Annotated in this window: 26 protein-coding genes; 16 read left to right on the forward strand and 10 right to left on the reverse strand. The window is 55.2% G+C overall.

What is annotated here, in order from left to right:
• The first annotated feature begins 98 nt into the window (after positions 1-98).
• From lepB to recO, 5 genes are read left to right on the forward strand one after another with little or no spacing between them, the layout of a single operon-like run.
• The gene (lepB, locus tag WNY39_RS15865) at positions 99-935 is read left to right on the forward strand and encodes a signal peptidase I (protein WP_342847072.1); all 837 of its coding nucleotides are present in this window, start codon (positions 99-101) and stop codon (positions 933-935) included.
• Complete coding sequence (gene rnc / locus WNY39_RS15870) at positions 932-1,618, forward strand: ribonuclease III (RefSeq protein WP_342847074.1); 687 nt, start codon at positions 932-934, stop codon at positions 1,616-1,618. The genes lepB and rnc overlap by 4 nt, the downstream gene beginning before the upstream one ends.
• Positions 1,615-2,523: a GTPase Era gene (era, locus tag WNY39_RS15875; protein WP_341233786.1), complete on the forward strand. Its 909-nt coding sequence runs from the start codon at positions 1,615-1,617 to the stop codon at positions 2,521-2,523. The genes rnc and era overlap by 4 nt, the downstream gene beginning before the upstream one ends.
• Before the next feature lie 60 nt (positions 2,524-2,583).
• Complete coding sequence (locus tag WNY39_RS15880; protein ID WP_342847078.1) at positions 2,584-2,913, forward strand: DUF1491 family protein; 330 nt, start codon at positions 2,584-2,586, stop codon at positions 2,911-2,913.
• Positions 2,913-3,638 carry a DNA repair protein RecO gene (gene recO / locus WNY39_RS15885; RefSeq protein WP_342847080.1) on the forward strand — a complete coding sequence of 242 codons (726 nt, stop codon included), beginning with the start codon at positions 2,913-2,915 and terminating at the stop codon, positions 3,636-3,638. Before WNY39_RS15880 ends, recO begins: the two co-directional genes overlap by 1 nt.
• Here recO and WNY39_RS15890 read toward each other — a convergent pair.
• Both WNY39_RS15890 and WNY39_RS15895 read right to left on the reverse strand, forming a co-directional pair.
• A complete protein-coding gene (locus WNY39_RS15890; protein ID WP_342847082.1) occupies positions 3,622-4,017 on the reverse strand; it encodes an META domain-containing protein in 396 nt (131 codons plus the stop codon). The two genes, recO and WNY39_RS15890, sit on opposite strands and share 17 nt — an antisense overlap.
• Positions 4,018-4,081: 64 nt before the next feature.
• Positions 4,082-5,767 carry an acyl-CoA dehydrogenase family protein gene (locus WNY39_RS15895; protein WP_342847084.1) on the reverse strand — a complete coding sequence of 562 codons (1,686 nt, stop codon included), beginning with the start codon at positions 5,765-5,767 and terminating at the stop codon, positions 4,082-4,084.
• Positions 5,768-5,913: 146 nt separating this feature from the next.
• Here WNY39_RS15895 and WNY39_RS15900 point away from each other — a divergent pair, with 146 nt between their 5' ends.
• On the forward strand, positions 5,914-6,681 hold the full coding sequence (locus tag WNY39_RS15900) for a sulfite exporter TauE/SafE family protein (RefSeq protein WP_342847086.1): 768 nt from the start codon (positions 5,914-5,916) through the stop codon (positions 6,679-6,681).
• A 4-nt stretch (positions 6,682-6,685) separates the two neighbouring features.
• Here the strand turns inward: WNY39_RS15900 and WNY39_RS15905 are convergent, their stop codons facing one another.
• Entirely contained in the window at positions 6,686-7,045 is a 360-nt protein-coding gene (locus tag WNY39_RS15905; protein ID WP_093917597.1) for a helix-turn-helix transcriptional regulator, read from the reverse strand.
• Positions 7,046-7,198: 153 nt separating this feature from the next.
• Between WNY39_RS15905 and WNY39_RS15910 the strand changes: the two genes are divergently transcribed.
• Together WNY39_RS15910 and WNY39_RS15915 are read left to right on the forward strand one after the other, a co-directional pair.
• Positions 7,199-8,089 (forward strand): LysR family transcriptional regulator, encoded by an 891-nt coding sequence (locus WNY39_RS15910; protein ID WP_342847089.1) that lies wholly within the window; start codon positions 7,199-7,201, stop codon positions 8,087-8,089.
• Positions 8,090-8,176: 87 nt separating this feature from the next.
• Positions 8,177-8,893: a hypothetical protein gene (locus tag WNY39_RS15915; RefSeq protein ID WP_342847090.1), complete on the forward strand. Its 717-nt coding sequence runs from the start codon at positions 8,177-8,179 to the stop codon at positions 8,891-8,893.
• A 52-nt stretch (positions 8,894-8,945) separates the two neighbouring features.
• Here WNY39_RS15915 and WNY39_RS15920 read toward each other — a convergent pair whose 3' ends face one another.
• Positions 8,946-10,544 (reverse strand): phosphoenolpyruvate carboxykinase, encoded by a 1,599-nt coding sequence (locus WNY39_RS15920; protein WP_342847092.1) that lies wholly within the window; start codon positions 10,542-10,544, stop codon positions 8,946-8,948.
• A gap of 357 nt (positions 10,545-10,901) precedes the next feature.
• On the opposite strand from WNY39_RS15920, the gene WNY39_RS15925 reads away from it, so the two are divergent.
• Genes WNY39_RS15925 through WNY39_RS15955 form a run of 7 tightly spaced genes read left to right on the forward strand, consistent with a single transcriptional unit; the run spans position 10,902 to position 16,267 of the window.
• Positions 10,902-11,603, forward strand: a complete 702-nt coding sequence (locus WNY39_RS15925) for a response regulator transcription factor (RefSeq protein WP_341233795.1) — start codon at positions 10,902-10,904, stop codon at positions 11,601-11,603.
• An 8-nt stretch (positions 11,604-11,611) separates the two neighbouring features.
• Positions 11,612-13,324 carry a sensor histidine kinase gene (locus WNY39_RS15930; RefSeq protein ID WP_342847094.1) on the forward strand — a complete coding sequence of 571 codons (1,713 nt, stop codon included), beginning with the start codon at positions 11,612-11,614 and terminating at the stop codon, positions 13,322-13,324.
• Positions 13,325-13,327: 3 nt separating this feature from the next.
• Positions 13,328-13,771, forward strand: a complete 444-nt coding sequence (locus WNY39_RS15935) for a serine kinase (RefSeq protein ID WP_342847096.1) — start codon at positions 13,328-13,330, stop codon at positions 13,769-13,771.
• Positions 13,764-14,657, forward strand: coding sequence for an RNase adapter RapZ (gene rapZ, locus WNY39_RS15940; protein ID WP_342847098.1), 894 nt, complete (start codon positions 13,764-13,766; stop codon positions 14,655-14,657). Before WNY39_RS15935 ends, rapZ begins: the two co-directional genes overlap by 8 nt.
• Positions 14,654-15,046, forward strand: a complete 393-nt coding sequence (locus WNY39_RS15945; protein ID WP_341233799.1) for a PTS fructose transporter subunit IIA — start codon at positions 14,654-14,656, stop codon at positions 15,044-15,046. The genes rapZ and WNY39_RS15945 overlap by 4 nt, the downstream gene beginning before the upstream one ends.
• Positions 15,047-15,058: 12 nt before the next feature.
• On the forward strand, positions 15,059-15,328 hold the full coding sequence (locus WNY39_RS15950; RefSeq protein ID WP_342847100.1) for an HPr family phosphocarrier protein: 270 nt from the start codon (positions 15,059-15,061) through the stop codon (positions 15,326-15,328).
• Between the two features lie 48 nt (positions 15,329-15,376).
• Positions 15,377-16,267, forward strand: a complete 891-nt coding sequence (locus WNY39_RS15955; protein WP_342847102.1) for a lysophospholipid acyltransferase family protein — start codon at positions 15,377-15,379, stop codon at positions 16,265-16,267.
• Positions 16,268-16,333: 66 nt separating this feature from the next.
• On the opposite strand, the gene WNY39_RS15960 is transcribed toward WNY39_RS15955, so the two are convergent.
• A complete protein-coding gene (locus tag WNY39_RS15960) occupies positions 16,334-17,209 on the reverse strand; it encodes a 3-hydroxybutyryl-CoA dehydrogenase (protein WP_341233801.1) in 876 nt (291 codons plus the stop codon).
• 158 nt (positions 17,210-17,367) lie between these two features.
• Here WNY39_RS15960 and WNY39_RS15965 point away from each other — a divergent pair, with 158 nt between their 5' ends.
• Complete coding sequence (locus tag WNY39_RS15965) at positions 17,368-18,198, forward strand: DUF6473 family protein (RefSeq protein ID WP_342847104.1); 831 nt, start codon at positions 17,368-17,370, stop codon at positions 18,196-18,198.
• A 69-nt stretch (positions 18,199-18,267) separates the two neighbouring features.
• Here the strand turns inward: WNY39_RS15965 and WNY39_RS15970 are convergent, their stop codons facing one another.
• The 5 genes from WNY39_RS15970 to WNY39_RS15990 all read right to left on the reverse strand — a co-directional run bounded on the left by WNY39_RS15970 (position 18,268) and on the right by WNY39_RS15990 (position 21,763).
• The gene (locus WNY39_RS15970; protein ID WP_342847106.1) at positions 18,268-19,194 is read right to left on the reverse strand and encodes an FAD-binding protein; all 927 of its coding nucleotides are present in this window, start codon (positions 19,192-19,194) and stop codon (positions 18,268-18,270) included.
• The gene (locus WNY39_RS15975; protein WP_341233804.1) at positions 19,194-19,952 is read right to left on the reverse strand and encodes an electron transfer flavoprotein subunit beta/FixA family protein; all 759 of its coding nucleotides are present in this window, start codon (positions 19,950-19,952) and stop codon (positions 19,194-19,196) included. The genes WNY39_RS15970 and WNY39_RS15975 overlap by 1 nt, the downstream gene beginning before the upstream one ends.
• A gap of 145 nt (positions 19,953-20,097) precedes the next feature.
• Positions 20,098-20,670 (reverse strand): cob(I)yrinic acid a,c-diamide adenosyltransferase, encoded by a 573-nt coding sequence (locus tag WNY39_RS15980; protein WP_342847109.1) that lies wholly within the window; start codon positions 20,668-20,670, stop codon positions 20,098-20,100.
• Positions 20,670-20,876, reverse strand: coding sequence for a twin transmembrane helix small protein (locus WNY39_RS15985; RefSeq protein ID WP_341233806.1), 207 nt, complete (start codon positions 20,874-20,876; stop codon positions 20,670-20,672). The genes WNY39_RS15980 and WNY39_RS15985 overlap by 1 nt, the downstream gene beginning before the upstream one ends.
• A 59-nt stretch (positions 20,877-20,935) precedes the next feature.
• The gene (locus WNY39_RS15990; protein ID WP_342847111.1) at positions 20,936-21,763 is read right to left on the reverse strand and encodes an SDR family oxidoreductase; all 828 of its coding nucleotides are present in this window, start codon (positions 21,761-21,763) and stop codon (positions 20,936-20,938) included.
• Between the last annotated feature and the right edge of the window lie 9 nt (positions 21,764-21,772).

Raw genomic sequence — 21,772 nt, forward strand, 5'->3', positions numbered from 1 at the left:
ATATCTCTCGCTATGGATGTGCCGGCGCGCCGTGCATCGCTTGACTTGGGGCATTCCTGCCCGCATGTAACCACAAACGGATCATCAGGAGCGCCAGCATGGCCGCGAAGGAAAAAACAGGCAACGCGTTTGTCGAAACCATCAAAACAATCGTCTATGCGTTGTTGATTGCAGGGGTGTTTCGCACGCTGTTTTTCCAACCCTTCTGGATTCCGTCCGGGTCGATGAAAGAGACGTTGTTGATCGGTGATTTCTTGTTCGTGAACAAGATGGCATATGGCTATTCCTATGCGTCCTGCCCCAGCATTATCGCCCCGCGTTTTGGGATCGAAGTCGATGCAAAAGACATCTGCGGTGTGTTTGACGGCGACAACTCTCGTTTGTTCCCATCGGAACCCGAGCGTGGCGACGTTGTGGTATTTCGCCACCCTGTGTCTGGGCGCGACTATATCAAGCGTTTGATTGGTTTGCCGGGTGACAAGGTTCAAATTACGCGCGGCGTGGTCAGCATCAACGGGACCGCAGTGAAACTGCGCGACGATGGCGTTTTTGAAGAAACGATGGAGCGTCAAGGCCCGCAAGGTATGCGGCCGCGTTGCGAAAACGGGGCCATTGGCCAAGGCGGCGTTTGCAAAAAATCCCGCCAGATCGAGACGCTGCCAAATGGTGTCGAGCACCCGATTTTGAACATTGGCGATCAGGCATCTGACAACACCGGCATTTATACCGTCCCCGAAGGGCACTATTTCTTTATGGGTGACAACCGCGACAATTCGGCGGACAGCCGTTTGGCGCAGCAGGCTGGCGGCGTTGGTTTTGTTCCGTTTGAAAACCTGATTGGCCGTGCGGACCGGATCATGTTCAGCTCGGGCGGGCGGTCCATGTTGTTCTTCTGGACCTGGCGCAGCGACCGTTTTTTCAAAGCGATCAAGTGAAGTTAAGCGCGGATCTAAAAGCCTTTGAGGGCCGTATCGGGTATAAGTTTACCAAACCCGAACTGCTAAATCGCGCGGTTACCCATGCGTCGATGTCCTCTGCCAACCGGGATGACAACCAACGGCTGGAATTTCTGGGCGACCGAGTGTTGGGGCTGGTCATGGCCGAAGCGCTGCTGGCGCTGGACCCCGGTGCCACCGAAGGGCAACTGGCCCCTCGGTTCAATGCGTTGGTGCGCAAAGAAACCTGTGCCGATGTCGCGCGTGAAATCGATATGGGCGCGGTCCTCAAGCTGGGGCGGTCCGAAATGCTGTCTGGCGGTCGCCGCAAGCAAGCCTTGCTGGGCGACGCAATCGAGGCAATAATCGCTGCAATCTACTTGGATGGTGGGCTGGAGCCGGCAAAAGACTTTATCCTGCGGCATTGGGGTGACCGTGTGAACACGGTCAAACAAGATGCCCGCGACGCCAAAACAGCGTTGCAGGAATGGGCGCAGGCCCGTGGGTATCCGCCGCCATCTTATATACAGACCGACCGGCAGGGGCCGGACCACGCACCGGTGTTTACAATATCTGCACAGGTTGAAAATGGGGCAAAGGCTGTCGCGACAGCACCCTCGAAACGTCAGGCCGAACAGGCCGCCGCCAAAACGCTTTTGGCCCAGTTGGAGAAAAACTCATGACCACGCGTGCTGGCTTTATCGCCCTGATCGGTGAGCCCAATGCGGGCAAATCCACGCTATTGAACCGGATGGTCGGCGCGAAAGTGTCGATTGTAACCCACAAGGTACAGACTACCCGCGCACGTATTCGCGGCGTTGCGATGGAAGGGGACAGCCAGTTGGTGTTCGTTGACACGCCCGGCCTGTTCCAACCCCGCCGCCGTTTGGACCGCGCCATGGTTGCCGCCGCTTGGGGTGGCGCTGCGGATGCCGATATCGTTGTCCTGTTGATCGAGGCGAACCGTGGTCTGACCGAAGGTGTCGAGCGGATTTTGGAAGGGCTAGAAGGTATTGGCGAGGGCCGTAAAGTGGCCTTGGCGATCAATAAAATCGACCGCGTCGATGCGCCCGTTCTGCTGGGGCTGAGCAAAGAGATGAACGAGCGCTTTCCTTTTGTGGAAACTTTCATGATCTCGGCCGAACGTGGGCATGGTATTGATACGCTGCGCCAATGGCTGGCGGGTGAGCTGCCCGAGGGCCCATGGCTGTATCCCGAAGACCAGATCGCCGATCTGCCGATGCGCATGATCGCGGCTGAAATGACCCGTGAAAAGCTGACGCTACGCCTGCATCAGGAACTGCCCTATCAGATGACGGTCGAGACCGAGAATTGGGAAGAACGCAAAGACGGCAGCGCCCGGATCGACCAGTTGATCTATGTCGTGCGCGATGGTCATAAGGGCATCGTTTTGGGTGCCAAAGGCGAGACGATTAAATCCGTCAGCAAAGCGGCCCGTGAAGAGCTCGAAGAATTCCTTGGTCGCAAGGTGCATCTGTTTTTGCAGGTTAAGGTGCGGCCGAATTGGCTGGATGACGCAGAGCGCTATACCGAAATGGGGCTGGAGTTTAAGGACGGCAATGTCTGATTGCTGGATTAACCGACCCTGCGGGGCGGATTTTTTTCCATTTGGAAATGGGGTTGGCGCATGGCGCGGCTGACGGCGCGTTTCTGGGTCGACGCTTATTTGGCGCGGCTTCGTGTCTATGATATTCCTGCGTTTGTGGTCGCACATGGCGATGACACGGGCGGGATTGTTCTGGTTAAGCTTGCGACCCTTGATGGCAAAGCGGCACTTTTTCACAAAAGCTTTGATCTGATGAGCGGCGAACGTGCGTGGGTAGAGATGACCAGCGGGGCGGAGGCCGATGTGGATGCTTCTATTGCAAAGCAACGCGGTTTTGATCCCGATCTTTGGGTGATTGAAGTCGAGGACCGGCAAGGCCGGCATTTGCTGTTTGATGAGGGGCTGAGCTGATGGAGTGGCGCGATCAGGGCATATTGCTGAGCGCGCGGCGACATGGGGAAACCTCGGCCATTATTGAGGTGTTTACCCCCTCGCAAGGGCGGCATGCGGGCATTGTTCGAGGCGGGACCAGTCGTAGGATTGCGCCGATCCTGCAGCCCGGTGCGCAGCTTGATGTGGCATGGCGCGCACGGCTTGAGGATCATATCGGTGCGTTTAATGTGGAACCCGTGCGCAGCCGGGCGGTGACAGCGATGCAAGACCGTCTGAGCCTTGCGGGTCTGAATACGGTCACTGCTTTGTTGTCCTTCTCGCTGCCGGAGCGCGAGCCACATGCCCCGTTGTATCACCGCACACAATCATTGTTGGATTTGCTGGATCAGGGTGATCTGTGGCCGCTCGCGTATCTGCAATGGGAACTAAGCCTGCTGGAAGAGCTTGGCTATGGGTTGGATTTAAGCGCCTGTGCCGTGACGGGCGCGCAGGAGGGGCTGGTTTTCGTGTCACCAAAATCTGGCCGGGCCGTGACCCGTGAGGGCGCTGGTGAATGGGCGGATAAAATGTTGCCTTTGCCGCCCGTTTTACGGGGGGAAGGTGATGCGGCGAATGACGAGATCGCTGCAGGCCTCAAAACGACGGGCTATTTTCTGGAGCATCGTCTGGCCCGCGATCTGGGAGGGAAGCCGCTTCCAGAGGCACGCGCACGTTTTATCGACGCATTCAGTCGACAGCGTTGAAGACCATCATTAGCCCGTCGGGATTGGACAGGATCATCATGTCGCCAAGGACTTCGGATATCGACGCGGCAGACAGTGCATCAAAGAACGCCGTCTCTTGGGCCAAGGCCGGGCAAGCCATTTTGGTTGAAACGACCTGCGTCACGTTGAACCAGGGATAGGGGACATCCAGCGTAGCTGAGAAGCTGTTGCAGGGGCCGTTACCTGCGATTTTGTGTTTTTTGGGAAATGTGAGGGTCGCCGTGTTTGCAAATGCCGCGCCGTTCAATTCGACCAACTGCCATGTCTTGTCGGCCCCGCCATAGCTGCGCAGGGTTTCGTCGGCATCGCACCCCGCAAGAAGGGCGAGGGGCAGCGCGAGCGTGGCGGGGTGAAACATGCGTAGCCCTCGTTTGAGCATCTGCCCGACATGGTTTGTGCCGGACAGATGATAGTCATTTGGATTAGCCAAGCAAGCGACGTGCGATCACCTGAGCCTGAATTTCTGCCGCACCTTCAAAAATGTTCAGGATGCGCGCGTCGCACAACACGCGGCTGATCTTGTATTCCAGGGCAAAGCCGTTGCCGCCATGAATTTGCAGGCCATTGTCAGCAGCTGCCCATGCAACACGGGCACCCAACAGTTTCGCCATGCCAGCCTCGACATCGCAACGGCGGCCTTCGTCTTTCTCAAAGGCTGAGAAATAGGTCAGCTGGCGGGCAATCATGATTTCCACGGCCATCATCGCCAGTTTTGACGAAACGCGGGGGAAGTTGATCAGCGATTTGCCGAACTGCTTGCGGTCGATCGCATATTGCATGGCGATATCCAGCGCCGATTGCGCAACGCCGATTGCACGTGCGGCCGTCTGGATGCGTGCAGATTCGAAGGTTTCCATCAGCTGTTTAAAGCCTTTGCCTTCTTCGCCGCCCAACAGGTTTTCACCTTTGACTTGGAAGCCGTCGAATGCCAATTCGTATTCCTTCATGCCGCGATAACCGAGCACTTCGATCTCGCCACCCGTCATGCCATCGGTCGGGAAGGGGTTGGCATCGTCGCCGGGTGTCTTTTCAGCCAAGAACATCGACAGGCCTTTGTAGTCTGTCGTGTTCGGGTCGGTGCGGGCCAGCAATGTCATCACATGGGTCCGCGCGGCATGGGTGATCCATGTCTTGTTGCCGGTGACGCTGTAATTTTCGCCATCCTTCACGGCACGGGTCCGCAGAGACCCAAGATCAGACCCGGTATTTGGTTCGGTGAACACCGCAGTTGGCAGGGTTTCAGCGCTTGAGATGCGCGGCAGCCATTTGGCTTTTTGTTCGTCAGTCCCACCTGCGAGGATCAATTCAGCTGCGATCTCCGAACGGGTAGCGAGGGAGCCGACACCGATGTAGCCGCGGGAAAGTTCTTCGGACACGACACACATCGACGCCTTGGACAGGCCGAAGCCGCCGAATTCTTCTGGTATCGTCAAGCCAAAGACGCCCATTTCAGCCAGTTCATTAATGACTTCGATCGGGATCAGTTCATCCTTGAGGTGCCATTCATGGGCAAAGGGTTCGACCTTTTCCACGGCATAGCGGCGGAACTGCTCGCGAATCATCTCAAGCTCTTCATCGAGGCCGGACCGGCCAAACATGACATTAGCGGACTGTTCCTGCATCAGCTCGACCAAGCGGGTGCGGGCGGCTTGGGTGTTGCCGTGCTGGGTAAGCGCTTGGATCGCAGGGTTCATGAGGCCGCGTTGATCAGCTTGCCCCAAACCCATATCCTGCAGGCGAAGGATTTCGCCTTGGTTCATTTGGATGCCACCGTAGATCTGCCACAGGTATTCGCCGAATGCGATTTGGTGGATCAACTGCTCTGTCTCACCGAACTGGCCGTCAGCGCTAAGCTTTTTTGCCCAAAGCTGCATCTGGTTCAAGGACTGCGCGTATGTTGCCAGCCACGCCAAGCCATGCGCGGCAGTTTGGTTTGCCTCGACCAAGCCGTTTGAAACGCGCCCATCAACCGACACCATGTCGCGCACGGATGCTTTGGCTTTTTCCAAAATCTCGTCGACGGGGGCCAATGCCTGCCCGGTCAATTCAAGAAGATCATTGAGTATGACTTGCGCGCCGCTGGTCAAGCCGTGTCCATCATGTGCCATTTCGTACAGTCCTTTTCTAGCTTGCGAGGGGGATACTCCTTTCGCAGGTGCAGCACAATAAAGATACGTTTTCATGCGTCAATTTGGATGAAAATTACGCGGCGGAATTTCCGTGCACTCATTAATCCAGCTGATATGACGGCGTTATGGATATATTTTTTGCATTTCTGTCGCCGCAGCAACTGGTCTTTGCCTTTGGAATCGCGCTGGTGGCCGGGTTCATCAAAGGGGTCGTGGGATTCGCGATGCCATTGGTGTTGATTTCCGGGCTGACCTTCTTCCTACCGCCCGAGCTTGCATTGGCGGGGCTGATATTCCCGACGGTGGCGACGAACCTGTTTCAGGCGTTGCGTCAGGGATTGCACGCGGCGTGGGCGTCAACGCGGATGTTTAAGGTGTTTCTGATATCTGGGGGTATCACGCTGGTGCTATCCGCCCAGATGGTACGATTCTTATCCCCGCAGACGATGGCCTTGGTCATCGGCGTACCCATCACGTTGTTCGCGCTGTGGCAGCTTGTCGGGCGCAGTTTTAGCCTTGCCCAGCGATCCACCAAGATTGAAGTATTGGTAGGTGGTTTTGCTGGTGCTGTGGGTGGCGTTTCAGGTGTGTGGGGCCCGCCAACGGTTGCGTATCTCACGGCGCTTGGCACGCCCAAGCAGGATCAGATGCGCGTTCAGGGCGTGATTTACGGCCTTGGCGCGGTCGCGCTGCTTTTTGCGCATTTCGGGTCTGGGGTGCTAAGGGCCGAGACGGTCCCGTTTTCGATCGCCATGATCGTGCCTGCCCTTATCGGTATGTGGTTGGGCAGCCAGATCATGGATCGAATTGATCAGGCGTCGTTTCGGAAAGCGACGCTTGTCATTCTTTTGATCGCAGGCGCTAATCTCGTGCGCCGCGGGCTGATGGGCTGACGCCTCAGCCCTGGCGCGCGACGGTGACGCCGGACACATCTTCGATGAATGTCACAATGCGCGACTTGACCCCGTCGTCCCGGATTGATGCCAAGGCGCTGACGATTTCAACACTCGGGTCGCTTTTGGGCGCATCATTGGTGTTGTCGTGCAGACCTTCGAAAAAATACGACGGCGCGACGTTCAGTATCTGAGACAGTTCAAACAGGCGGCTGGCAGCGACGCGGTTTGATCCAATTTCGTATTTCTGAATTTGCTGGAAGGACAGATTGAGTTGCTTGGCAACATCGGTTTGAGAGAGACGGCGTAGGGTGCGAATTTGCTTCAACTTTTTACCTACATGAACATCTACGGGATGGGACATAATCACTAATACCTCTGGTTGTTGTCCCATAGTCATCGCCAGAACTCGTTTTCCGATCAATTGGGTAGTTATTTTCAATTTGTGGTTATCAATGCACCCTAGACGTGTTACAAATGTAGTATTAAGGTATTATAAATTTACCATCGGATCATTATGACCAAAGAAATGAAAATTGAAGCTATGGAAAAAGTGCGCGAGAAAGCGCCGGCCTTGCTGTATGAAATGATACGTTCTTTCGTGGTTCTTGCTGACACGTTGAACCTTAGCCACGCCGTTATAAAGCTGGATAGTACGCGTCAAACGGTGAGGCGGCACATTGCCAACTTAGAGAGAATTAAAGGCGGGGAGCTATTTCAGGTCAAAGACCGCCGATATTCCTTAAGCCCCCTGGGCCATCTTTTATTGCCTGAAGCCAAGGACTTGATGGCCAACGCAACAGCATGGCTCCACGGAAATGCGGGGCAGGTGGATGGCCTTCAACACTTGTCACACAGTTCGCTTGACGGCCACATGTTCTATTTGCAGCAACATCAAATTGATCGTGTGTTTTCATCATCGGGAAAAATGCTGAAAGCAGTCTTGGAAGGTTGGGCCAGTGGTGGGGGGCAATTGCAGCACGATGCATTGAGAGAAGTTCGTTGCTACTGCAATATTTTTAGGCGGATTAGCGGTGATCTTGTTTTCGCGGAGGTCGGTGAAGATAGCTCATTCATGTCTTGGTTTGGCGCAGATGTGGCACAATCAACCATCGGGCGCGCCTTGGGACAAATGCCTGGCGGTGAGGATTTTGCCCGATTGGTCGACATCGCATACGTCGAAATCGAAAGAAGTCAGGCGATTCGTTTGGACCATATCCATACCGCGATGCCGAATCCAAATTCGGACGTTCCCATTCCAATTAGTTATGAGCGGCTGATGTTGGGTGCCCGTTTTCCTGATCAAAGCCCTGCAATTATATCAGTCGTTCGAAGAACGTATGATATTGAAATCAAGGGGGTAGAGCCTGAGATGATCAGAAACATGCCGGAAAGTTACCTTATGTAACGAAAACCCACAAAGAATTAACCAAAAAATGACGTAGGTGCAATTTCGCGCTACACTATAGGCCAAACTGTATTTTAGGTGGGCCTTATGGCGATTATTGGACTGAACCCGGAAGATAAATTTAAGGCCGCAGGTGCCGAAATTTTAGACCGGTATGGAATTCGGCTAAGTGTTGGGACTGATTTCGACGAATACGCTGAATATGTAGCTGACGCACGCCCAGAGCATCGTGTTGGCGAGCCGTTTGATCATAGAGTCCACGATATGGCTAAGGGTAAGGCATCTTGGATCGTTGGCCGAGATGAATGCGGAAAAATCATTCACCTTCAGGCGCTTCGTCTTTTGCCAACGGAAGGACGGCCGCTTTCTGAGTATTTTAGACAAAGCTTTCACGAATTTTCTCCATCTGAACTAGATATCGACTTTGCCCGGTCGCGTTATCGACCGGGGCCGGGTGCCAAAAGAATCAATGGACGGGTGGTTTATTCAGGGGAAACTTGGATAGGTGGCACCCCCGGCCAGTTCCGCGGCACTGGGATATCAAGTGTTTTGGGGCGCTTTGCACTGCTGACGGCCCTCAATGAGTTTGATGCCGATTACGTGGTGGGCTTCATGGCCCGGCCAGTCGCATATAAGGGTTTTTGTTTACGGATGGGCTTTATGCATGCGGAGCCGATGGCCTTGCGTTGGTATATCAAGCACCAACATGAGGCGTTGGAAGGGGTCATGGTTTACATGAGTGACGACGATATCCGCTTTTTGTTGGATCTTCCTACAAGCGAAATCGAGGCTTTGGCCGCCTAAACAAAAAGAGCCGCGGATTGCCGCGGCTCTTTTCCAAGCTTCGATCTGGGACTTAGCCGATTGCGGCGGCTTTAACGTCTTCGTCGATATAGGGCATGTATTGCTCAAAGTTCTCCGAGAACATGTTGACCAGTTTTGCCGCTTGGCGGTCATAGGATTCCGGGTTGTCCCATGTGCGGCGCGGATCCAGCAGAATGTCCGCAACCCCATTGACGGATACAGGAACCTGAAAGCCAAAGTTGGCGTCTTTGCGGTATTCGACCTCTGCCATCGACCCGTCGAGGGCCGCTGTCAAAAGAGCGCGTGTCGCCTTGATCGGCATGCGGCTGCCGGTGCCGTAAGCGCCGCCGGTCCAGCCTGTGTTCACCAACCAGCAGGTCGCGCCGTGGGTGGCGATCTTTTCGCGCAGCAGGTTGCCGTATACCTCGGGGCGGCGGGGCATGAAGGGCGCGCCAAAGCAGGTCGAAAACGTAGGCTCCGGCTCGGTCACGCCGCGCTCGGTGCCAGCAACCTTTGAGGTGAAGCCGGACAGGAAGTGGTACATTGCTTGTGCCGGTGTCAGGCGGGCGATGGGGGGCAACACACCGAATGCATCACAGGTCAGCATGATGATGTTCTTGGGATGACCGCCCGTCGCCTTGGCCGATGCATTAGAGATATAGTGCAGCGGATAGGCGCAGCGCATGTTCGCGGTCAGGGAGTCGTCATCAAAGTCGAGCTCTTTGGTTTCTTCGTCAAAGACCATGTTCTCGATGACAGTACCGAATTTCTCGGTTGTCGCGTAAATCTCTGGCTCTGCTTCGCGGCTCAGGTTGATGGTCTTGGCATAGCAGCCCCCTTCAAAGTTGAAGGTGCCGTTGTCAGACCAGCCGTGTTCATCATCACCGATCAAGGTGCGGCCCGGATCCGCCGACAGCGTGGTTTTACCCGTGCCGGACAAACCAAAGAACACTGCCGTATCGACAGGGTTGCCGGTGGCGTGGTTGGCTGAGCAGTGCATCGGCATGATGCCTTTTTCGGGCAGCAAGTAGTTCAGCAGGGTAAAGACAGATTTTTTGTTCTCGCCTGCGTATTCAGTGCCGCCAATCAGGATGATCTTTTTATCAAAGTTCATCGCGATCACTGTTTCGGAACGGCAATCGTGTTTTGCAGGGTCGGCTGAAAAGCTGGGGCAGTTGATCACCGTGAAGTCTGCGATGAAATCGTCCAGCGCGTCACGTTCGGGACGGCGCAGCATGTGACGGATGAACAAGCCGTGCCAGGCAAGCTCCGTTACCATGCGCACATTGATGGCATGTTTCGGGTCGGCCCCACCAACAAGGTCTTGTACGAAATAGTCGCGGCCCTGCATGTGCGCCAGCATGTCCTGGTACAATGCGTCGAACCCTTCGGGCGACATTTCGGCATTGTTTTCCCACCAGATCGTATCGGCAACACTATCCGTTTTTACGACATGTTTGTCTTTGGGGGACCGGCCTGTGAACTTCCCGGTTGTGACGAGAAAGGCACCGCCTTTGCCCAAAGTGCCTTCATCACGCTTCAGCGCGGCTTCCACCAACGCAGGTTCGATCATGTTGTAATAGACATTACCTAGCCCGCTCATGCCTTGGTCTTCGAGGCGGAATTGCGGATTTACGCGGCCTAATGTCATGTGATGTCTCCTGTAGGTGCGCCGATGAGTGACGCCAGTTAGTGCATAAAATGCTTGGTCTGCTTGACCATGTGGGCGTCTTAGCACGGCGTTTTATCGGATGAACAGGCAGCTTTGACACAGTTAGCGCCATCATCTTGTTCTTTGTTGGCCAGCCCCCAAAGGAGCGGTTTTCAACAACGGATGGTTTTGCAATTATGACACAGTAAGTGCGGCAATTTAGTCATTCCTAACCAAATTGTGGGGGAAATAAGGCCATATGCGCGAGTGATTCGCACTTTAGCATTGATTCGCCACCGCAAATTGACGATCAGTTAAAGAAAAAAGTGATAGTTGAGCAGTATAAGGAAACGGGCGATGTCGAAAATTGCATTGGTAGATGACGACAGGAATATCCTGACGTCGGTTTCGATGACTCTCGAAGCAGAAGGTTTTGAGGTTGAAACGTATAACGACGGGCAGGCGGCGTTAGACGCTTTCAATAAAAAACTGCCTGATATGGCTGTGCTGGACATCAAGATGCCCCGCATGGATGGGATGGATCTGCTGCAGCGTCTGCGTCAGAAAACCGCGATGCCGGTGATTTTCCTGACCTCCAAGGATGATGAAATCGACGAAGTGCTCGGCCTGCGCATGGGGGCCGATGATTATGTCAAAAAGCCCTTTAGCCAGCGGCTTTTGGTTGAACGCATCCGCGCGCTGTTGCGCCGTCAGGAAGCCGTCGAAACAAACGAAGTCGGCGATACCGAAGAAACCAAGGTTATCGATCGCGGCGACCTGCGCATGGATCCCTTGCGTCATGCGGTCAGCTGGAAGGGCAATGACGTTTCATTGACCGTCACCGAATTCCTGCTTTTGCAGGCCTTGGCGCAGCGCCCCGGCTTTGTGAAATCACGCGACCAGTTGATGGACGTGGCCTATGATGATCAAGTGTATGTGGACGATCGGACAATCGACAGCCACATCAAGCGTCTTCGCAAAAAGATGCGTACGGCGGATGACACATTCTCGGCGATCGAGACGCTTTACGGTATTGGCTACAGATATAACGAGGATTGATCTGAAGGATGGCGATTGCCGAAAGGGATTTTGTGCGAGACACAGCCACCAATATTCAGGATGGCGATGTCGTGCTGGGCGACGATTGGGTTGCACCAGACACGGACGCGACTGATGAATTACGTGGCAGCCGTGCACGCCGTGGTCTCTTTTCCTTGCGGACCTCGCCGCTGACGCGCAAAATTATCACATTCAATCTGATTGCGTTGAATGTGTTGGTCGCTGGTATTTTATACCTCAATTCCTCGCGCGATAGTCTGGCCGTGCAACGCGGCGCATCGTTGGTTTCAGAAGCTGAACTGATCGCCGATATTTTCGAGGCGCAGTTGCCCGCAGGTGCGACGGTCGATCTGGCGGCGAATGAACCGATTGATGTGGCCGCAAGCCTGGGCCGGTTGGACCTGCGCAGCGGGATCGAGGTTTTCGTTTTCGCACCCGATCAGACCCTTTTGACAAGATCAGAGGGCCGGACCCCGACAGAGGGTACCCGCCAGCCCAGAAAAACCTTTCTGACCGATGGCCTGAACTGGTTGTGGTACACGCTTTCGAACCCATTTGGGCGGGTCCCGCCAGCGGACGTGCTGCCTATCCAAGACCAGCTCAAGACGATGATCTCGAACACGCTTTCGGGTGGGACGCAAATCCAGAATAACCTTGATGCGGATGGTGGTACCTTATTTACGGTATCCACACCAATCGCGCAGAACGGTGTGCCAATCGGCGTGGTTGCCGTGACATCCGCAGCCGGAGAGATTGATGAACTTGTGCGCGGCGAGCGTGAACGCGTCTTGCAGATGTTCGTGATCGCGACGCTTGTATCCATCGGGCTTAGCCTTGTTTTGGCCTCAACGATTGCCAACCCTTTGGCTGATTTGGCCGCGGCGGCTGAACTGGGGCGCGACAAGGATGCGCGCAAGATGAACCCGGGCCGCATTCGAATTCCCGACCTGACCGCCCGCCCCGACGAGATTGGCAGGCTGTCCGGTGCGCTACGCGGTATGGTGTCGGCATTGTATAATCGCATTGACGGAAACGAACAGTTTGCGGCGGACGTCGCCCATGAGATCAAGAACCCGCTGGCGTCGCTACGCTCTGCCGTGGGGACGTTGCGGTTGATCAAACGCGAGGACCAGCGCGAAAAGCTGCTGGATGTGATCGACCACGATGTGCGGCGTCTTGACCGCTTGGTCAGCGATATTTCCAACGCGTCACGCTTGGACAGCGAACTGGTCAAGGAAGAAGAAGAACCGTTCGATCTGCTCGCCATGATCGGCAATCTGTCGCAATACCTCGGTGAAGACGCCCGCAAAAAGGGCATCGATTTCATCACGGACCTCCCGAACGAGCCGATTATCGTTCATGGCCTTGAAGCACGGCTTGCCCAGGTTTTTGTAAACCTCATCACCAACGCCGCGTCCTTTTGCGAGGATGGCGACGCGATCCGTGTCTGGGCCCGCAAACGCGAGAACCGCGTTTTGGTCGTTGTAGAAGACACCGGCCCCGGCATCCCCGATCAGGCGCTGTCTAAGATATTCAAACGGTTCTATTCGCAACGCCCCGAGGAACATTTCGGCAATAACTCCGGCCTTGGATTGGCGATCTCGAAACAAATCGTCGAGGCACATGGCGGCGTTATCTGGGCCGAGAACATTCGCCCGACAGAGGCTGACATCACGTCCGAGCCGCTTGGCGCGCGCTTTGTCGTCGGTCTGCCCATTTAGGACGTGGAAGACACCCCACCGTCCGAGCAGGTAATCCACGCAACCACCGTTTGCCTTGATAGACGCGGGCTGATTATTTTGGGTCCTTCGGGGTCGGGTAAATCAACCTTGGCCTTGCAACTTTTAGCGCTTGGCGCTGTGCTTGTTGCTGACGACCGAACCCATATCTCGCGTGCTGCTTCGGGTCTTGTCGCGCAGTGCCCCACCGCGATCTGCGGCATGATCGAGGCGCGCGGTGTTGGTATTCTGCACGTACCGCATGAACAGAATGTCCCGGTTTGTCTTGCAATCGATCTGGGGCAAGACGAAGTCGAGAGACTTCCGTTGCCGCATGAGGTACAGCTGTTGGGGCAATCCGTGCCATGTTTACACAAAAGTGAAGGGCCGCATTTTGCTGCGGCTCTTTTCCTTACCCTCAAGAATGTGCAACCAAAGCGACATGAATGACGCCCTGAAAAAGACCCGACGTGTTGTCTTGGTGACCGGTCCCGCCGGTGCTGGCCGATCCTCTGCGCTTAACGTGCTTGAGGATGCAGGCTTTGAAGTGATCGATAATATCCCCCTGCGGATGCTAGTGGCGCTGCTGGATGCCCCCGGTCAGATCCGGCCGATGGCCTTGGGTATTGACCAAAGGAACCGCGATTTCTCGACCGACCGGGTGACCGAGGTGTTTGCCCAGATGCGGGCGCGGCCTGACGTTCAGGCTGAACTTTTATATCTCGATTGCGCGACTGATGTCTTGCTGCGGCGTTTTTCCGAAACCCGCCGGCGTCATCCCTTGGCGCTTTCCGATGCGCCCTCCGAAGGGATCAGACTAGAGAAAGAGCTGCTGGCCCCCGTGCGCGCGCAGGCGGATACCTTGATCGACACGACCGAGTTGAACATCCACCAACTGCGCGAAGAGATTGAGCATTGGTTCGCCGTTGGCGGCACGCATCACCTTAGTATTTCGGTCCAGTCCTTTTCCTACAAACGCGGATTGCCACGTAGCGTAGACATGGTCTTTGACTGCCGTTTCCTGCGAAACCCGTTTTGGGAACCTGCGCTAAGATCGCTGAACGGGACGGATAAAGCCGTCCAAGATTACGTCAAACAGGACCCGCTTTATGACGCCTTCGCAAAACAGGTTCTTGATCTCAGCTTGTTGATTTTGCCAGCCTGCCAGTCAGAAGGGAAATCACACATTTCAATCGCGTTTGGGTGTACGGGCGGTCAACATCGTTCCGTTACTTTGGCGCAAGCCCATGCTTTCAGCCTTGCAGAAGCGGGCTGGCAGGTGTCAATTAGGCACCGCGAACTGGACCAAAAAAAGCGGGAAGAGACGGCGCGTTGATAGGCATTGTTATCGTAGCACATGGGGGTCTGGCCAAAGAATATTTGGCTGCAATCGAACATGTTGTCGGGTCCCAAAATGGTGTCCGCGCGATTTCGATTGATGCCGATCATGACCGCGCAGCCAAAGAACAAGAAATCTGCGAAGCCGCCAACGCGGTTGATACCGGCGGTGGCGTTGTTGTCGTGACGGACCTGTTCGGCGGGTCGCCGTCGAACCTGAGCCTCATGGCGTGCCGCCCAGAAAATCGGCGCATTATTTATGGTGCCAACTTGCCCATGCTTATCAAACTGGCCAAGTCCCGCGATCTAGACGTTCCCGAAGCCGTGCGCGCCGCGCTAGCCGCTGGTCGAAAGTATATTGATAGCCAAAATGTCAGTGCAGGATAATAAGGCCCCAAGATGACCCAGGTTTCACTGAAGATTGTCAACGAAAAGGGGCTTCATGCCCGTGCATCTGCCAAACTGGTCGAGGTCGTCGAAGCATTTGATGCGCGCGCCGAAGTGAGCAAAGATGGTATGTCGGCCTCGGGTGACAGTATCATGGGGCTGTTGATGCTGGCGGCGTCTAAGGGGGCGACCATCGACGTTCAGACCTCCGGCCCTGATCAGGATGCGCTGGCAGAAGCCTTAACAGCGCTTGTGGCCGACAAATTTGGCGAAGGTCATTAGGTCTGTCGACATGCGCATGATCTGCCTCCGTGTTAGGGACCTCTCGTTTTGATAAATGATAGCCAGTCCATTCAAGCCCCGCTAAAGTCGGAAGAAAACGGAGACACCGTTTTCTTCACTAAATACGACCGCCGAAGCCTGTCATATGCGTCTACTTTTGATCATCCGATCAAGTCGCGCGTGATCAGCTTGATCGAGCTTTTTACAGGCAAGATTTCGATTCTCAGAATGATCCGCAAGTTGGAAGCAAACGGTGCGCCGAAGGGGCAGGGGTTCTGGCGCGCCGCTCTGGATACGATGGGTATTGAACTAACAACACCCCAACATCAACTTGACCGCATTCCCAAGTCCGGCCCCGTTGTCATCGTTGCCAACCACCCTCACGGTATGGTGGACGGTATGATCTTTGCCGATCTGATTGGCCGTGTGCGTCCAGACTACCGGATTTTGACCCGCTCTTTGCTAACCTCGATCGACGAGGTGGCCGGCAGTTACATGATCCCCGTGCCATTTCCGCACGATCCTGACGCGCAGCGCAAGGGCGTCGAAATGCGGGCCAAAGCGATGTCGTTCCTGAAAGATGGCGGTGTTGTCGCGTTATTCCCCTCTGGCGTGGTCGCGTCGTCCGACACATATTTCGGACCGGCGGTCGAGGCTGAATGGAATGTCTTCACTGCGAAAATGATCCGCAGATCTGGTGCCCAAGTGGTGCCGATGAAGTTTCCGGGCTCCAATAGTCGCGCGTATCAAATCGCCAACAAAATTTCGCCAATGCTGCGTCAGGGCCTGTTGCTGCACGAGATCGTGCATGCCTGCAACAAACCTCAGGGCCCGATTGTGGGGTACCCACTGACAGACGCACAATTGACAGAGTTTAAGGATGACCCGCGTGGGTTCATGGCTTGGCTACGGAACCACACGCTTAATCTCACAGATTAACCTAATTCCAAATGGACAAAAATCCCGGGGGTCTGGGGGCTGGCCCCCAGATGGTTCATTAAAAATTCAGCGGGTCGGTACGGGCACGTCCCCACGGTAGTCATAAAAACCGCGCTGCGTTTTACGGCCAAGCCATCCGGCCTCCACGTATTTGGTCAGCAAGGGGCAGGGACGGTACTTGGTATCTGCCAACCCGTCATGCAGCACGTTCATAATGGCAAGGCACGTATCCAAGCCAATAAAGTCGGCCAGTTCGAGCGGCCCCATCGGGTGATTGGCCCCCAGCTTCAGCGAACTATCAATGGATTCGACGGACCCCACACCTTCATAAAGCGTATAGACAGCCTCGTTGATCATCGGCATCAAAATCCGGTTCACGATGAATGCGGGGAAATCTTCGGCGGAGGCTGCGGTTTTACCCAGTTTTGCGACCACGGCCTGGCAGGCTGCGAATGTTTCCTTGTCCGTGGCAATGCCGCGGATCAGTTCAACCAATTGCATGACGGGCACGGGGTTCATGAAATGGAAACCCATGAATTTTTCCGGCCGGTCGGTTCTGCTTGCAAGCCGCGTGATCGAGATCGAAGACGTGTTCGACGTCAGGATCGTGGTGGGCTTGAGATGCGGGATCAGATCCTCGAAAATCGCCTGTTTGACGGTTTCACGCTCTGTTGCGGCCTCGATGACCAGATCGCTTTGACCAAGATCGCTAAGGGTCTGCGTCGTCGTAATGCGCGCAAGCGCCGCGTCGCGATCCGCTTCGGCGACTTTGCCGCGCCCGACCTGACGATCAAGGTTGCCGGTGATGGTATCCACTGCGGCTTGCAAGGCCTCGGCGCTGACGTCGGTCAACAGAACATCATACCCGGCCAAGGCCATGACATGGGCGATGCCGTTGCCCATCTGGCCTGCGCCAACGATGCCGATTGTCTGGATATCCATGCGCTGTCCTTTGTTGTTTTGCGCGCAGCATAGGGCGCAGTGGGTAGTAGCTGCAAGGGCCGGATTTGATGATAAGTTCTCGTAAATTCAATCTTTAAGGTATTCGAAAACCTTTGCAGCCATCTTGAGCCTTGGGTGAGTTAATAAAGGTGGGTGTAATGACCTATGTTGCGATGGGGCCGGGGGCTCTGGACTATCAGCCGTGCCGATATGGTACGTCAAAATTACTTTTCAGGGGGCCAAAGCGCGCACTGGATGAACCTTATATTGCGTTTATAGGCGGGACAGAAACCTATGGGCGTTTTATTGCGAAACCATTTGCCACGCTGGTCGAAGAAGAAACCGGTCAGCGCTGCGTTAATTTCGGCTGTCTAAATGCGGGGATAGATGTGTTCGCCCGCGATCCTTATGTCCCTGTAGCCGCGGCAGAGGCTGTGATGACCGTTATTCAGGTGATGGGTGCCCAGAACATGAGCAATCGCTTCTATTCGGTCCATCCACGGCGTAACGATCGGTTTTTGGCTCCGTCTGATCTGCTCAAGACGATTTTCCGCGAAATCGATTTTTCGGAATTCCATTTCAACAAGCACTTGTTGACGACGCTTAGGAAGGCGTCGCCAGACCGTTTCGATGCGATCTATAATGAACTTCAATCGGCTTGGGTCACACGGATGAGACTGCTGGCCGAGCAGATGAACGGCAAGGTTATTCTATTATGGTTTGCCGATCATCACCCGGCAGAGGACATCCTGCCGTTAAACGGGCTTGGCGATGATCCGCTGTTTGTCACGCGCAGTATGATTGCGCAGGTCGCGCCCTATGTCTCTCAGGTGGTGGAGGTCGTGCCATCGGCCGCAGCCAGAGGTGACGGTACTGAGGGGATGGTGTTCGCCCCATTGGAAGCGTTAATCGCGCAGGAATATCCTGGGCCGCGTGCCCACCAAGAAGCGGCGGCGGCTGTTATTCAGGCCATTTCGAAAATGACCTGACGGGGCGTTTGAACGAAAAAGGCCCGCCATTTCTGACGGGCCTTTCAGTATTGAATTCTTAGCTTAGGCTTACAGCTTTTCGATCAGCTCTGGCACTGCTTCAAACAGATCGGCAACCAGTCCGTAATCGGCAACCTGAAAGATTGGTGCCTCTTCGTCTTTGTTGATTGCGACGATGATTTTGCTGTCTTTCATACCCGCCAAGTGCTGGATCGCGCCGGAAATACCGACAGCAACATACAGCTCGGGTGCGACGACCTTGCCGGTTTGGCCAACTTGCCAATCGTTCGGGGCATAGCCTGAATCGACCGCAGCGCGGGACGCGCCAACGGCGGCACCCAGTTTGTCGGCCAGCTTTTCGATCAGGGCAAAGTCTTCTTCGGAGCCGACACCGCGGCCGCCGGAGACAACCACACCAGCGGATGTCAGTTCTGGACGGTCGCTGGCTGCGACGTGATCTTCTACCCAGGACGAAAGGCCAGGATCGGCAGCAGCCGAAACTGTCTCAACAGATGCGGAACCACCGGTGCCAGCTGCGTCAAATGTCGATGTGCGGAAAGTGATAACTTTCTTTGCATCGGTGGATTTGACTGTCTGAACAGCGTTACCTGCATAGATTGGACGCTCGAACGTGTCTGCATCAACAACACCGGAGGCGTCAGAGATGATCATGACGTCCAGCAATGCCGCAACGCGGGGCATTACGTTTTTCGCGTCAGTCGTGGCCGGTGCAACGATGTGGTCATAGTCGCCAGCCATCGACACGATCAACGCCGCTGTCGATTCGGCCAGACGGTGACCCAAAGATGCGTCTTCGGCGACGATCACTTTGGACACGCCATCGATTTTGGACGCCGCTTCGCCTGCCGCTGCAGCAGAGCTGCCTGCGCACAATACGGTTACGTCACCGATTTGCTTGGCCGCAGTGACCGCTTTTGCGGTCGCGTCCATTGCCAATTCGCCATCGGTTACTTCTGCAAGGAGTAGAACAGCCATTACACAGCCCCCGCTTCTTTAAGTTTCGCCACAAGTGCGTCAACGCTATCAACTTTGATACCTGCTGCGCGTTCCGCTGGTTCAACCGTTTTCACGATTTCCAGACGGTTGCCGACCTCGACGCCGTAATCGGCAGGGGTCTTTTCATCCATCGGCTTTTTCTTGGCCTTCATGATGTTTGGCAGCGACGCATAGCGTGGTTCGTTCAGGCGCAGGTCAACGGTGACGACTGTTGGCATTGAAACCTTGATGGTTTGCAAACCACCGTCAACTTCGCGGGTCACAACGGCGCTATCGCCATCGATTTCGACCTTGGAAGCAAATGTTGCCTGTGACCAACCCAAAAGCGCAGAAAGCATTTGGCCTGTCGCGTTCATGTCGTTGTCGATCGCTTGCTTGCCACAAAGAACCAGCCCGGGCTGTTCTTCGTCAACAATAGCTTTCAGGATTTTGGCAACGGCCAGCGGTTCGATGTCGTTGTGAACATCGTCAGCTGCGACAACCAAAATGGCCCGGTCAGCGCCCATGGCCAAAGCTGTGCGCAAGGTTTCTTGCGATTGCTTTACGCCGATGGAAACAACCACGACTTCATCGACCTGACCGGCTTCTTTCAGACGGATCGCCTGTTCGACAGAAATCTCGTCGAACGGGTTCATGGACATTTTTACATTAGCAAGATCAACACCCGTGCCGTCCGCTTTGACGCGTACTTTCACGTTATAGTCGATCACGCGCTTTACAGGTACCAATACCTTCATGGGCGTTATCTCTCCTCAGTTTACGACTCGGATATTTGGCCAAGTCATTTGAACTCTTCGTCGGTGTAACGAAGCATCTCGTATCAAAACAGATCAAAAACGGCGTTTTGCGTTGTTTGGACGCGGCGTTTTCAATTATTTTTTGTTATCTGTTTGCCCCCGGCACCCACAAAACATCATTTTCGCCGCTGTTGTTGGCCATCCGGGCCGCTACAAAGAACCAGTCGCTGAGACGGTTGAGATAGCGGACGGTGGCTTCGTTCACGTCTTCTTGCTGTGCCAAAAGGACAGTCAGGCGTTCAGCGCGCCGGGCAACCGTGCGGCAGACATGCAGATGTGCAGCCAGTTCGCTGCCGCCGGGCAGGATGAAACTGCGCAGCGGGGCAAGGTCTTTGTTCATCACGTCGATTTCGCGCTCTAGCCGGTCAACTTGTTCGGGGGCGATGCGCAGGGGCGGGTATTCTGCCGTCGCGTCGGCGCTCATGTCCGGGCGGCACAGATCGGCACCGACATCGAACAGATCATTCTGAATCCGGGACAAGGCCAGATCGGTTTCACCCGTGGCCACCAAACGGGCCACGCCGACAAAACAGTTCAGTTCGTCTGAGGTGCCATAGGCCTCGACCCGGGGGTCGTGTTTTGGCACGCGCGTCCCATTGCCAAGCGCGGTATCGCCTTTGTCGCCGGTGCGGGTATAGATTTTATTCAGGACCACCATCAGCCGGCATCCTTGCGGAGATAGACATATAACACGATCAAAACCACGGCGATAAACTGCGAAATAAGCCGCAGCCGCATCAGTTTGTTTGAGTTGCGCTTGTTAAATTCGCCACCGCTGGCAAAACCGCCCAATCCCATAATCAGAATGATGATCACAGCCAGCACCGCAATGCAGACCAGTATAAAGAGAGGATCTGAGAACATAGGTTTTCCTTTGTGCTAAGCCCAGATGTAGCGAGGCAAGCGTATTGCGCAACCGTAATTTACCGTGCCAGCACCCAGTCAAGCGCCCGTGTCGGCAATATCCGCCGTAAAAACCCCGATATATATGTGGGGGTCGTGACATAATAACGCGGGCGCGGCTTGGGCGCTTCGAGCGCGTGAACCAGCTTTTTCACAACCGCCTCCGGGGGCAGCTCGAATGTGTCCGGCCCGCTGCTTGCATAGAGCCGTTTTCTAAGTTTGCTTTCGTATTGATCCCGGCGCGGGGAGGCTTCCCAATCGATCCAGCGTTCGAAATACGGGATCGAATTGGCGCGGATTTTTGAGGTCACGGGGCCGGGCTCGATCAGAATGACGTGGATCGGCGTGTCGCGCATTTCGATCCTTAGGGTGTCGGTCAGCCCCTCAAGCGCGAATTTTGTCGCGTTGTAGGCCCCGCGCCACGGCATCGTCACCAAGCCTAAAACAGATGAGCATTGCACAATCCGCCCGTGCCCTTGGGTGCGCATGATCGGCAAAACGGCGCGGGTCAGCTCATGCCATCCGAAAAAGTTGCTTTCAAAGATGTCGCGCAGCGCATCCGTGGGCAGGTCTTCGACGGCCCCGGGCGTCGCATGGGCACCGTTGTTATAAAGCGCATCCAGCGTTCCACCTGTGGCACCCAGCACATGTTCGAGTGCGGCATGAATGCTGGCGGTATCCGTATAGTCGAGCAACGGGCTGTCGAACCCTTCGGCGGTCAGCCGGTCACAATCTGCTTGTTGGCGGCAGGATGCGAAAACACGCCAGCCCCGTGCGCGCAGTCCATGCGCGGCGGCATATCCGATGCCAGAGGAACAGCCGGTTATCAAAATGCTTTTGTCGGTCACGAAAGGCCC

The organism is Sulfitobacter sp. AS59, assembly GCF_038899995.1.
Classification (GTDB): domain Bacteria; phylum Pseudomonadota; class Alphaproteobacteria; order Rhodobacterales; family Rhodobacteraceae; genus Sulfitobacter.

Coding starts and splice junctions, on each gene's coding strand:
- WNY39_RS15985 (WP_341233806.1), bottom strand. CDS start 20,876: ATGTTCTCAGATCCTCTCTTTATACTGGTCTGCATTGCGGTGCTGGCT.
- WNY39_RS15920 (WP_342847092.1), bottom strand. CDS start 10,544: ATGACATTAGGCCGCGTAAATCCGCAATTCCGCCTCGAAGACCAAGGC.
- WNY39_RS15930 (WP_342847094.1), top strand. CDS start 11,612: ATGGCGATTGCCGAAAGGGATTTTGTGCGAGACACAGCCACCAATATT.
- WNY39_RS15890 (WP_342847082.1), bottom strand. CDS start 4,017: ATGTTTCACCCCGCCACGCTCGCGCTGCCCCTCGCCCTTCTTGCGGGG.
- recO (WP_342847080.1), top strand. CDS start 2,913: ATGGAGTGGCGCGATCAGGGCATATTGCTGAGCGCGCGGCGACATGGG.
- WNY39_RS15905 (WP_093917597.1), bottom strand. CDS start 7,045: ATGTCCCATCCCGTAGATGTTCATGTAGGTAAAAAGTTGAAGCAAATT.
- WNY39_RS15900 (WP_342847086.1), top strand. CDS start 5,914: ATGGATATATTTTTTGCATTTCTGTCGCCGCAGCAACTGGTCTTTGCC.
- WNY39_RS15975 (WP_341233804.1), bottom strand. CDS start 19,952: ATGAAGGTATTGGTACCTGTAAAGCGCGTGATCGACTATAACGTGAAA.
- WNY39_RS15895 (WP_342847084.1), bottom strand. CDS start 5,767: ATGGCACATGATGGACACGGCTTGACCAGCGGCGCGCAAGTCATACTC.
- WNY39_RS15965 (WP_342847104.1), top strand. CDS start 17,368: ATGACCTATGTTGCGATGGGGCCGGGGGCTCTGGACTATCAGCCGTGC.
- rapZ (WP_342847098.1), top strand. CDS start 13,764: ATGAATGACGCCCTGAAAAAGACCCGACGTGTTGTCTTGGTGACCGGT.
- WNY39_RS15960 (WP_341233801.1), bottom strand. CDS start 17,209: ATGGATATCCAGACAATCGGCATCGTTGGCGCAGGCCAGATGGGCAAC.
- WNY39_RS15910 (WP_342847089.1), top strand. CDS start 7,199: ATGACCAAAGAAATGAAAATTGAAGCTATGGAAAAAGTGCGCGAGAAA.
- WNY39_RS15950 (WP_342847100.1), top strand. CDS start 15,059: ATGACCCAGGTTTCACTGAAGATTGTCAACGAAAAGGGGCTTCATGCC.
- lepB (WP_342847072.1), top strand. CDS start 99: ATGGCCGCGAAGGAAAAAACAGGCAACGCGTTTGTCGAAACCATCAAA.
- WNY39_RS15880 (WP_342847078.1), top strand. CDS start 2,584: ATGGCGCGGCTGACGGCGCGTTTCTGGGTCGACGCTTATTTGGCGCGG.
- WNY39_RS15925 (WP_341233795.1), top strand. CDS start 10,902: ATGTCGAAAATTGCATTGGTAGATGACGACAGGAATATCCTGACGTCG.
- WNY39_RS15970 (WP_342847106.1), bottom strand. CDS start 19,194: ATGGCTGTTCTACTCCTTGCAGAAGTAACCGATGGCGAATTGGCAATG.
- WNY39_RS15915 (WP_342847090.1), top strand. CDS start 8,177: ATGGCGATTATTGGACTGAACCCGGAAGATAAATTTAAGGCCGCAGGT.
- era (WP_341233786.1), top strand. CDS start 1,615: ATGACCACGCGTGCTGGCTTTATCGCCCTGATCGGTGAGCCCAATGCG.
- WNY39_RS15980 (WP_342847109.1), bottom strand. CDS start 20,670: ATGGTGGTCCTGAATAAAATCTATACCCGCACCGGCGACAAAGGCGAT.